The 10,027-nt window shown below is 60.4% G+C and carries 17 protein-coding genes and 1 pseudogene; 13 read left to right on the forward strand and 5 right to left on the reverse strand.

From position 1 onward, the window contains the following. Positions 1-925: 925 nt before the first annotated feature. Complete coding sequence (locus JWQ24_RS06580) at positions 926-1,252, reverse strand: hypothetical protein (RefSeq protein ID WP_299805872.1); 327 nt, start codon at positions 1,250-1,252, stop codon at positions 926-928. Between the two features lie 63 nt (positions 1,253-1,315). Then, positions 1,316-2,098, reverse strand: a complete 783-nt coding sequence (locus JWQ24_RS06585; RefSeq protein ID WP_299805874.1) for a S24 family peptidase — start codon at positions 2,096-2,098, stop codon at positions 1,316-1,318. Between the two features lie 72 nt (positions 2,099-2,170). Between JWQ24_RS06585 and JWQ24_RS06590 the strand changes: the two genes are divergently transcribed. From JWQ24_RS06590 to JWQ24_RS06615, 6 genes and pseudogenes are all read left to right on the forward strand, one after another. Continuing rightward, the gene (locus JWQ24_RS06590; RefSeq protein ID WP_299805876.1) at positions 2,171-2,410 is read left to right on the forward strand and encodes a hypothetical protein; all 240 of its coding nucleotides are present in this window, start codon (positions 2,171-2,173) and stop codon (positions 2,408-2,410) included. Then, on the forward strand, positions 2,407-3,285 hold the full coding sequence (locus tag JWQ24_RS06595) for a hypothetical protein (protein WP_299805877.1): 879 nt from the start codon (positions 2,407-2,409) through the stop codon (positions 3,283-3,285). Before JWQ24_RS06590 ends, JWQ24_RS06595 begins: the two co-directional genes overlap by 4 nt. Before the next feature lie 64 nt (positions 3,286-3,349). Further along, positions 3,350-3,820, forward strand: a complete 471-nt coding sequence (locus tag JWQ24_RS06600) for a phage regulatory CII family protein (protein ID WP_366521414.1) — start codon at positions 3,350-3,352, stop codon at positions 3,818-3,820. 265 nt (positions 3,821-4,085) lie between these two features. Continuing rightward, positions 4,086-4,385 (forward strand): annotated as a pseudogene (locus JWQ24_RS06605) (helix-turn-helix domain-containing protein); the annotation flags it as partial. Further along, positions 4,382-5,056 (forward strand): GcrA family cell cycle regulator, encoded by a 675-nt coding sequence (locus tag JWQ24_RS06610; RefSeq protein WP_299805881.1) that lies wholly within the window; start codon positions 4,382-4,384, stop codon positions 5,054-5,056. The pseudogene JWQ24_RS06605 and the gene JWQ24_RS06610, both read left to right, overlap by 4 nt. Before the next feature lie 61 nt (positions 5,057-5,117). Next, entirely contained in the window at positions 5,118-5,321 is a 204-nt protein-coding gene (locus JWQ24_RS06615) for a hypothetical protein (protein WP_299805883.1), read from the forward strand. A gap of 2 nt (positions 5,322-5,323) precedes the next feature. Here JWQ24_RS06615 and JWQ24_RS06620 read toward each other — a convergent pair whose 3' ends face one another. After that, complete coding sequence (locus JWQ24_RS06620) at positions 5,324-5,593, reverse strand: hypothetical protein (RefSeq protein ID WP_299805885.1); 270 nt, start codon at positions 5,591-5,593, stop codon at positions 5,324-5,326. Positions 5,594-5,644: 51 nt separating this feature from the next. Continuing rightward, positions 5,645-5,896: a DUF1488 family protein gene (locus tag JWQ24_RS28560; RefSeq protein ID WP_366521415.1), complete on the reverse strand. Its 252-nt coding sequence runs from the start codon at positions 5,894-5,896 to the stop codon at positions 5,645-5,647. Between the two features lie 71 nt (positions 5,897-5,967). Here JWQ24_RS28560 and JWQ24_RS06625 point away from each other — a divergent pair, with 71 nt between their 5' ends. The 6 genes from JWQ24_RS06625 (at position 5,968) to JWQ24_RS06650 (ending at position 9,150) form a co-directional block, all read left to right on the forward strand. Next, positions 5,968-6,549: an MT-A70 family methyltransferase gene (locus JWQ24_RS06625; RefSeq protein WP_299805887.1), complete on the forward strand. Its 582-nt coding sequence runs from the start codon at positions 5,968-5,970 to the stop codon at positions 6,547-6,549. Beyond that, positions 6,546-6,848 (forward strand): DUF6378 domain-containing protein, encoded by a 303-nt coding sequence (locus JWQ24_RS06630; protein ID WP_299805889.1) that lies wholly within the window; start codon positions 6,546-6,548, stop codon positions 6,846-6,848. Before JWQ24_RS06625 ends, JWQ24_RS06630 begins: the two co-directional genes overlap by 4 nt. Further along, the gene (locus JWQ24_RS06635; RefSeq protein WP_299805891.1) at positions 6,845-7,060 is read left to right on the forward strand and encodes a hypothetical protein; all 216 of its coding nucleotides are present in this window, start codon (positions 6,845-6,847) and stop codon (positions 7,058-7,060) included. The genes JWQ24_RS06630 and JWQ24_RS06635 overlap by 4 nt, the downstream gene beginning before the upstream one ends. Positions 7,061-7,337: 277 nt before the next feature. Continuing rightward, the gene (locus JWQ24_RS06640; RefSeq protein WP_299805893.1) at positions 7,338-7,625 is read left to right on the forward strand and encodes a DUF2312 domain-containing protein; all 288 of its coding nucleotides are present in this window, start codon (positions 7,338-7,340) and stop codon (positions 7,623-7,625) included. 149 nt (positions 7,626-7,774) lie between these two features. Further along, positions 7,775-8,095, forward strand: a complete 321-nt coding sequence (locus JWQ24_RS06645) for an HNH endonuclease (RefSeq protein WP_299805894.1) — start codon at positions 7,775-7,777, stop codon at positions 8,093-8,095. Continuing rightward, on the forward strand, positions 8,071-9,150 hold the full coding sequence (locus tag JWQ24_RS06650) for a DUF1376 domain-containing protein (RefSeq protein WP_299805897.1): 1,080 nt from the start codon (positions 8,071-8,073) through the stop codon (positions 9,148-9,150). The genes JWQ24_RS06645 and JWQ24_RS06650 overlap by 25 nt, the downstream gene beginning before the upstream one ends. 1 nt (position 9,151) lies before the next feature. On the opposite strand, the gene JWQ24_RS06655 is transcribed toward JWQ24_RS06650, so the two are convergent. Further along, a complete protein-coding gene (locus JWQ24_RS06655; protein ID WP_299805899.1) occupies positions 9,152-9,469 on the reverse strand; it encodes a hypothetical protein in 318 nt (105 codons plus the stop codon). Positions 9,470-9,572: 103 nt separating this feature from the next. Between JWQ24_RS06655 and JWQ24_RS06660 the strand changes: the two genes are divergently transcribed. Then, positions 9,573-10,027, forward strand: a 455-nt coding sequence (locus JWQ24_RS06660) for a transcription termination/antitermination NusG family protein (RefSeq protein ID WP_299805901.1), incomplete at its 3' end; no start/stop codon positions are given.

Consider the following 10,027-nt stretch of genomic DNA (forward strand, 5'->3'; position numbering starts at 1 on the left):
TAAAAGTTACCCCATCGAGCAGGGAGACAAGCCGCCGAAATGATCCACGCTAATGCTTAGCGGCAAGCTGTCGCTCAAGATCATAGACCAGAGATGCTATGCGCTCGATCGTCAATGGATCGAGAGCCTGTCTGTTGATCTCGCGGTACCGATTAATTTTCAGTTTGAGTTCGTCGCATGCGCTGCACATGTTCCCGCTTTCAGAAAAGGGCGGGAGCGCTGCTCTCATCACCGGTAGAGGCCAAGATCGATGCGGTGATGTCGGCTAACAAACGTAACTATGTTCGGTTCCTGACTTTAAGTTAGAATCCTCGAAAAACGAAGAAACGCTGTTCATTGCGGGGATAATCAAGGCTGCAAGGTGAACCGAAGAGCCTTACTTCGGTGGCCGCAGTTCGCCCTTCAACCATCCGATGGCCTGCTCGGCCTCGATCGGGTCGGGGCCGTCGCATTCGAAGCATTGAAGCGTGCGCTTTCCCTTGCCGCCAAGAGGTAGCGCCAGGATCAAGAAAGCCCCGCAGTCAGGGCATGTCGGTCGTTCGGCCTGTCCCATCGGATCATTCTGCCGTCAGTCTGAAATTCCGTCAATTTCAAATTCGCCCAATGCGGTTGAAGCAGGCGGGGACCTGGGCTGGGTAGGGCGGTTCATCGTTACCTCACCGACAGAGGCTCCAAGTAGCTCCGGTGCAATCTGGTCGCACAAACGTTGCCATCGAAGCGAACGACCACGTTATTTGAGATCATTCGCTCGCCGCCGACTTTGACGACAGTGCAGAATTGCGCGCGGATTCGCGGATTTCGTTGCCTTCCGACCTTGCTCAGCTGAAGGCGGTCTCCAAGCTTAAACTCATAGGTCGGGGCATCTAGCATACAGCCATCCAACTGCAACTTAGTGCGCCAGCAACGTCCGGCCGGGCAGGGCGGTTCATGGCGTCGGCACGAGCTTGATGTACCCGGCAAAATACAAACCCACTAACAACAGAGCAATCACGACGCCGACCAAGGTCACGTTGCTATCGCCCGGAGGTCCTGCCCTTCGCGCTTTGCCGACACGGTAGAGGACATCATCCTCCGGCCTCATCCGGGCTTCGAAGTGATCCGCATGGTTGGGCATGGCGATCAGAAAGACTACGCCCACTAACGGGGACAGTACGGCTGAAAGAAAAAACCAGCCGACGCCATTTCTTCCACGCGCATTTGCAGCGATTCCTACGAGGATGGCGAGCACCAACCAAATTAGGAAGATTGCCACCAGTGTCTCCTGTCCTAGTGAGCAGCCATCCAACCGCAACTTCTGGGTGAGAGCAAGCGGCCTTTAGCCCAAGAGCTCGCGTGGCTTCAGCACCCGGAAGATCTCTTTGACCTCACCTGCGTCGAACTCGACTTCCTTGGGCGGATTGAACTGGCTGCAGGTGACCCGGCGCCCGGTGCGCCGCACAAGCTGCTTCAGAAAGCTTTTGCCAGCGTGGCCCTCGTCCTCCGGATAGAGCTCCACCACGACATAGTCGCCCACGGCCGGGTTCGCCCGCTGCACGTAGATGGGCTCCCCAGGCTCATAGCGTGGCATCATGCTGTCGCCGGAGACATTGAGAGCGAACACATTCTTGGCCCGCTTGATGCCTGGTGGCCGGCGAATATGGTCGATCACCTCGCCGTTGAAATAGAATTCATCGTCAGACCCGCCGACGGATATCCCGCGGACCTCGACGTCGAAGTCGCCAAGCTGGGAGAGGGTAGGGGCATTGTCGGCCGGCTCGACCTCCGTCGGCTCGGGTCCGGCCGGGCGGATGACGGGCGGCGCTGACGAAGCCTCCGCCTGGGCTGCTGCGAGAAACCCGCCGGTACCTGCGGTGGGGTCAGCGGCGGCGTAGAGGATCGTCTGGCTCGTGACCTTTGCCCCGCGTTTGCGGAATCCGCCGGAATACCGCTCCGCATCGTCTAGGCCGATCGTTCTGGTGCCGCCTTCATGGGCTCGATAGGTGCTTTCTGGCCACCCGAATTCGAGAGCCGCAGCTCGGGCTGACCGGAAGCCGGCGGCTTTTCGAATTTCTGTCAGGCGAGAGCCCTGTTCGGCCCGGCGTTTCGCATCCTTGTCCATGCTACCGTTTGTAGCGCTCAAATCGCTACGTGCTGTGTTGACTTTAATCGCTACCGGGTGTAGCGATTTGGGATGGACACTTTCTCCGCTGTCATCGACGCTTTTGGTGGTCCGTCGGCTTTTGGCGACGCGATCGGTGTGCCGGACAGTCATGCGCGAACGATGAAGGCGAGGGACTCGATCCCGCCGGCACATTGGCAGCGCGTCGTCGCCGCTTCCATCATCAATAACATTCCGGGTGTGTCCCTTGAAATATTGGTGCGGTTAGCCGCCAAGCCAGCCCCTCAGACCGAGCGGGCGGGCGCCGCATGACCAGCCCCCTCGATCCACTCCACTGGCTACTGTCCGCACCGATCCCGCCCTGTATCGGCTGCGGATCTCCTGCGATCGTCAATGACGGGCAGGGCGTCAATCTCTGTGATGACTGCGAGGCGATTGTCTCGCGATTGATACGCGGCGAAGAAATTTCCGAATCCGCAGGTCGCTCTGCGGTAGCGACGGCCGGGGCCGAAGTTGCCCCCCAGCCCCTGGCCCCGGCTGTCGCTGTTTCATCCCATGCGAAAGAACCAGAGGCAGACACAAGATCATCGGACACGAAATCGGGCCGTCCTGCGACGGGTTCAAGTAGGCGCGACACGTCGTGGAACGTGTCTGCAACGTCTGAGTTTATGGACGGGACAGCCGGAGAGACGGCATCCAATTCAGACGCCGCGAAAGACGGTCGCGGCGCGCCAGCCCTTGTGGGCGTTTCCTCCCCAGACTTAGCGGAGTCGGCTTCGGTCGGCTCCGCTCTTTCTTTCGACGATGAAGTCTCGGCGCTTGAACGCGCATGGCTGTTGCAGCCCGGCGCGGGCGATCTGCCGCTTCGCTCCTCCGGCAAGCTATCCGAATGCCGCAAGCAGAAACCCACTGCAGAGCAGGGCAACCCCTGCCGCGGCGAGGGCGAGGAATCGTTCTGCAACCACATCTCGATCGGTTCGCATGACGCACCTGTCGGTTCTGCCCCGTCAGATGGTGCGGACGATTTGATTAAAGATTTCGGAATCGCTGGAACAGCGCGGCTGCTCCAATTCGGGATTCCCGGCGCCGTGCGCCCGACCGAGCGCGGCGCCACGAACGCGACCGCGTCGCGCACCTTGGCTGCAAAGGCCAGCGTTTCGAAATCCATCTCATTGGTGAAGGCGTGAACCATGCCGTCACGATGCGATCAACTACACAAGCGCGCAGTAAAATCGAACAGGGGGCCATAGCGTGAACGACAGGCCATATCGCAACTCTGACTATCTCGCGCTGAAAGCAGCGACCCGGCGCGCTACGATGGAGGCCGGCACGCTCGCCGACCTTGCGCGGCGCACTCGCATCGACGCCAGCCGCATCAGCAAGGCGGGCAATCCTAACGAGAGCGAGTTTCTTCCGATCGATGTTGCAATGGATCTCGATGCGCTCGCTGGCGATGATCGGATTCTGCGCGCCTGGGCCGAACTCCGCGGCTTCGATCTTGTCAAAGACGAGCGCGGTGTAGCCGTCGAAAGCATGGCTCGCCATGTCGGATCGGTCGGCAAGGAATCCGGAGAGTTGATTTCCGAGATGTGCAGCGCGATCGCCGACTGCAAGGTCACGCCAGCCGAGGCCACGCGTATCGAAGCAGCGGCCGAAGACGTCAAGGACAACGTCCTGCGGCTCCAAGACGACTGCCGCCGCATTCGTTCCGGCGAGCGCTGAACTCCACTTCTCCTAACGCAGAGAGGCCGCACCGATGCAGACCGCCGACTTCATGCTGCAAAAGGCAATTCGCCTCGCTCGGGTGACGCCGCGCGAGAGCGTTACGGCGCCTGCGGTTGTGAAGAATGAGGTTCAGTCGATCGAGGTCGCGCCGGATCTGTCGCCGGTTGTGGCGGAGGAGGGGTGGGTTGAACGTCAAAAACAAATCCACCAGTCGCTGAAGCCACTCTGGTTCTCAATCGAGGATGAAATTGCCCCCGACGCGCCGCGGCGCCCGCGGATCGATGAAATTCAGCAAGCGGTGGCAAAGCACTTTGGCGTCACGATGGACGACCTGCTGTGCTCGCGGCGAACAGCCGACATCGTGTTGCCTCGCCAGATCGCGGCGTACTTGGCCAAGACGCTGACGCTGAAATCCCTTCCTGAAATAGGCCGCCGCTTTAGCGGCCGAGACCACACGACGATTCTGCATGCGGTGCGGAAGATCGAACGCAAGATTCAGAGCGACGTCGAACTTCGCGGTGAAGTCGAAATCATCAAACAAGAACTGGGGGCTGCACAGTGATAAACGGATCAAACTCAGGATGGACCGAAGCCCGCAAGCAGCGACTCGCTGACCTCTGGTCTAGCGACATGGCGCCGGAAGCCATTGCCAAGGAGATGGGCGCCTTCGAACACACTGCCGACGGCGGCCGGAAAGCCGTCATTGGCAAGGCCAACCGGATGGGTCTGCCGGCGAAGCGCCCGCGATGCGAAGATCCTGTCGAGCGTGAGCGCCGAGCCGAAGTGAAGAGGGTGAAGGACGCTGCGCGCCAGCAACGGATCCGCGACGCGCTTGCTGTCGTGACGCCGCCGGCGCAGAAGCCCGAGCCGCGCCCGCCGATCGAACCCTTCGCCGGATCGCTCGAAATCCCGTTCCGCGATCTCAATCTCTATCGCAGTACCGAATCCAACCAGTGCCGTTTCATTGCCGACGGCGGTCCGGATTATCTTGCCTGCGGCAATGAAACGCTGCCCGGCAAGAGCTACTGCGCGCACCACCATGCGATCTGCTGCCCGCCTGTACGCGTGCCGCCGCGCCTGAGTGCAGAGGAGCAGGAGCGGCGCCGCGCTCACGGTAGGGCGATGGGCTTCTCCAACATCCGATCGGGCAACGTCCGCGGCCAGCGGGTGCCGTCATCGCTTTTCCCGACCGTGGGTTCCCCCTCCCTCCAGACTGCGGAGGCAGGGGCGTGAAACACGCCACCTTGCGGACCCCCGCTTCAGAATTAGACATGGCTACGGACCGGAGATTTACGTGAGAACCCCTGAGCACAAGGCCGCCATCAAGATATTCCGGGACTGGTGCCAGGCGCATGGCGTCTGCATCGAGCCTTTGTGTGGCGCGGACCTAGTGTCGCGCATCGCGTCCGGCATCAAGATTGGCGTCGATCCTCGTCTCACCGCCCGTGACCGCAACCGCTCCCCCATCAAGGGAATAGCAGGGGAGGCGCGGTCTTGAAGTCAGGAATGAGTGCGCAGGTTGAAAAGACTCCCGAGCTTCTCGTAAGCAGCCAGGATCGCCGACGCCGTATGAAAGCGGTCATCTTCCGTGGCGTTGTCGATACTCGATGCCCGCCGGGAGGTGGCCGCAATGCGCCAGTTGGAACCGGCATCCAAATCCGCGCAGTAATCGACCTCTACCGCGAGAATTTCTGCGCCGCCAAAGGAGCGCCTGATTTCCGCAAGAACTGCTCGCTCAAGCTCGTGTTTAGGCAGGGACGTCTTCGCCATAAGGCTCTTCCAGGCAGATCAGTGAATTGTGCACGTTTCTTGGAGCGCGTCTCACCCGGGGAACTCGGCCGTCGTAATGGTGATTTTTCGACGCTTCGCGGGACATTGTCGCACGATCGTTATAGCCAACTTCTCGATTTCAATTTTGTTTCGTTCGAAGATTCTGAGAACTACCTCAGTAGTGTCGTCTCGCATCTCGAGCCGCTCCCTTATCAAAAGAGCCGACCTCGTGATCCGGCACATTCTCAACTCGCCATCGATGCGAAGTTGAAAGTGCACGAAGTCACGCCGGGCGACTGCCATCTGGGACCCCCTCCGGCAGATCGTAGCCCGCGCCTCCGGCCAGACGTCAACGTATCCTCATGGGGTACCTCATGAGCACTGTGACCTGGCCCTTCGGTGGGATGCGCATGTTCGGCTACGACGTGATCGTGGCGGATCCGCCGTGGAATTTTCGGACCTATTCGCAGGAAGGCCAGAAGAAGGGCGCCGGATCGCACAACGACGTGATGGGCCTCGATGCCATCATGGCGCTGCCTGTCGGCCAATTGGCCCGGCGCGACTGCTTGCTGTTGCTCTGGACGTGCGGCTGGGCGATGGCTACGGGAGCGGCGCAGTCGGCGGCATCTGCCTGGGGCTTTACGCCCATCACCGAGATCGTCTGGCGCAAGACAACGTGCAACGGCAAGGTCCGCGTCGGCACCGGCTATGGCGCCCGAACGATGCACGAGCCGATTCTGCTCTGTACGCTCGGCAACCCGGATCACGGCGCATTTCCCTCGCTGTTCGACGGCATTGCCCGCGAGCACAGCCGCAAGCCGGATGAATTCTACGACATCGCCATCGGCAGAACACCCCGATCGCTCCGCCGCGCGGACCTGTTCGTTCGGGAGACCCGCCCCGGATTCGACGGATGGGGCAACGAAGCAACCAAGTTCGACGAGGCGGCAGCATGAAAGCCAAAGCAGTAGCAACGGCCGCGGCGGATCTCGTCGGCGGCGACCGTAAGGAAGCCTACGGCGATGTGTTGCTCGGGCTCGAGCGCATCGCCCTCATGTGGAACGGGCTCCTGGCTATCGCCGGGAAGGCACCGAAGCGGCCTATCAACGCGCATGACGTTGCTCAGATGATGGTGAGCCTGAAGCAGGCAAGGGCGTACACGGGCCCATTCCGTCTCGACAATCACATCGACGCGGCCGGCTGGTCGGCTGTCGCTGGCGAAGCCGCATCCCGTCTGAATTCGGAGGCGTCATGACAGAGAAGACGCAAGACCAGACCAAGATCGTTTCGGATGCAGTCCTAGCTGAATGGTACGCCGTCGGCTGGAGCTACGTGGGCCCGGACGACAGTAGCCCGGACCATAGCGTCATATCGTGGCAGCTCGGTGAGCCCGTCGTCGCGCCATTCAGTGAGGCTATGCGTGTGGCTGAGGCCGTCGGCATGCTTGAGGGGAGGGCTGAGGGGTGAGCGGCCAGTCAAGGAAACATCAGGGCCGCGCCGGCTATGCCTATGCAAGTGAGTGCGGCAAAGGCCGTCTTCCTAGGGCTCCAGGGACGACCGTCGAAGAAGGCCAGTCCTGCGAAGCCAACGAGGCTCAGGCAAGTGAGTATCAGTCCCAGCTTATCAGTCATTTCCCACCATCGCGTGTTTCGTTCTCGATCCTTAAAGCAGACGACGATCGCCGCTTCCATAGAGCCAGCACAATGCTGAAATCGTTAGTTAATAAACGCCTTCGGGAGTTCGCATGACTGCATCTATCGGACACAACTCAGCGACCTCAGTTCTCGACGAGGTCACCCATAGCTTCGCCAAGGACCAACTGAAGGCGATCGTGGAGCGTATCGAACGTCTCGAGGAAGAGAAGAAGACGATCTCCGACGACATCAAGGACGTCTACGGCGAAGCCAAAGGAAACGGCTACGACGTCAAGGCGCTACGCACCATCATCCGCATGCGCAAGCAGGACGCGAACGAGCGCGCCGAGCAGGAAACGATCTTGGACACGTACCTATCAGCCTTGGATATGCTGTGATGGGGCGCAACAGGAGCATCCATCCAAATATATGGTCGGACGAGGCCTTCGTGGCGCTGAGTTTTGACGCTCGGCTTGCGCTCCTGACGCTCGGCACTCTTTGTGATTCCCGGGACCGGTTCACGAGCACGACGCCAGGGTTTGACGCTGTGCGCCACGATTTGCCGCAGTTGATTGGCGCCGGGCGGGTCGAATGGGATGGTTCGGCTGGAGAGGTTGTCTACGCTTTCGGTTTCAGTCGGCGGCGCGTTTCCCGTTGGGAGCGGATACGGCAATTTATCTTCGATCGCGATGGCCGCGCCTGCACGTACTGCGGCGCGGTCGATGAACCTCTGCACTGCGATCATGTGGTGCCCGCGTCCCGCGGTGGGTCGAACGAGCCGTCGAACCTGACGACGGCCTGCAAGCCCTGCAATCTCTCGAAAAACGACAGGACGCCTGCGGAATGGCTAAACTCCCAGACCCGCTGACGCCGGCAAACCTCGACCTGCGCGGCTTCACCTATATGCCGCTGGAAGTCGTGCGCCTGCGCGACAGTGACCTTGTTGTGCTCGCCAGCGGTGAGGAGTTTCGCGCGGCAGTCCTGTTGTGGTGCGCGGCTTGGCACCAGGTTCCGGCGGCGTCGGTGCCGAAGGATGAGCGTATGTTGGCGAACCTTGCCGGATTCGGGCGCGATCTCAAGGGTTGGCGTGGCGTTAGCGAAGCGGCGTTGCGCGGATTCGTCGAGTGTAGCGACGGTCGCCTCTATCATCCGGTGATCGCCGAAAAGGCAATCGAGTCTGGATCCAAGAAGAGGAAGCAGACTTCGCAGACGGCAGCCGCAACGGAAGCCAGAAAAGCAGCAAAGGCGATACGTGACGCTGAACGTTACGAACAACGTAACGATGAACGTAACGATGAACGAGACGACGATTCAGAGGAAAATATTGGACCCGACGAAACCGAACGTTACGTTCACCAAGGGAATGGAACGGAAGGGAATGGAGGGGAAAAGAACCGAACCGAATCGAAAGAAAAGGGAGAGAGAGGCGCTCGCTCGGAATTGAAATTGGTCTCGGAAGAAAAGCCGATCCCGATCGACCTGAGCTACGAGCCGTCCGACGCTGCGATCGAATACGCCTACAGCCTGGGGATGAAGAAGGCTGATCTAACGCTAGAACTGAGCAAATTCATCGCTAAGGCCATGACTTTGCGGAAGGTTAGCTTCAACCCCGATATGGATTTCAAGCTGTGGTGCGACCACTGGCTGCGGTTCAAGCTTGAGAAAAACCCCGAGTGGAAACCGAAACCGGAACCGGCGCCCGCGCCGCAGGAGCCGTTCGTCCTGGTGGTGCAGGGGACACCGGAAGGCAACGCCCACTGCCAGTACAACCGCGAGCACGGCCTTCGCCCGCCGTTCTTCTGCCGGCACATCGTCGACGGCGTCGAGACTATAGCGGCGAAATGCAAGTGGCTCATTCCCCCAGGCTACGACGAAGCAACCGGAGAGAAGCTGGCTCCTAGCTCAGAGGAGAACGCAGCATGATTTACTGCGGCTGGTCACCCAACAATCCGAGCCAGTGTTGCACAGCACGCGTGGCGCCATTCCAAGCGGCCACCAAGTTGTGCTCCCGCGTATGCATGCTCTCTGCCAGACGCCGGACGGCTTCCAGTGCCGCCAGTTCGGCCGCGGCGAGATCGGGCGGCGCGTCGGCTGTCTGTGCGTCATTCGCCAGCGAGCCTATCAGGCGGAGAGCGGAAGCTTCCTCGGTTGGCTTGGCAACATTCAATATCGACCGGAAATAGCGGGCTTTGATCAGGCTTAATTCTTGCGGCGTCAAAATCGAATCGCTCCATTTGGCCACCACTATATGCTTTCCGGCCGAAATCGACGCCTTCCCGCCCAGCGTATTCCGGGCCGTTCGCACTGCAACTAAGATTTGAAAGAGGGATACGAGCGTGCCGGAAATGCAAACGACGAACTCAGGCTGGCACATCGTGCTGTGCGAACCGAACCGCGAACTTACTGCTGTGTCGGGTATGACTGCCCGCGGGTTCAATGCCATGTGCCCGGCCGATTACACGAGGCGCAAGACCGGCAGGAAGGATCAGAATGGGCGCCCAGTGCTTTCGGTAGAACCTACACCCAAGGCGATGATCCCGGGCTATGCGTTCGTGCAGTTCGAGGGAAAGCGGGATTACGAGGGCGTGAAGGCGACGCCTGGTGTCCGTGGATTGCACTTCATGACCGTCGGCGAGGGCAGGGAGCGCCGCTATGGCATCCTCACTGCCAAGGAGGTGCAGGACCTGCGCGTGGCCGACGCCATGAACTTCGAGCGGTTCCAGCAGTCGGTCTTACCGAAGGCGGCGCGCAAGCCCGACGTCGAGTTCGAGGCCGGTAAGGCCGTCCGCTTCACCACCAA

The sequence above is a fragment of the Tardiphaga sp. genome (genome assembly GCF_028290495.1).
Lineage (GTDB): Bacteria > Pseudomonadota > Alphaproteobacteria > Rhizobiales > Xanthobacteraceae > Tardiphaga.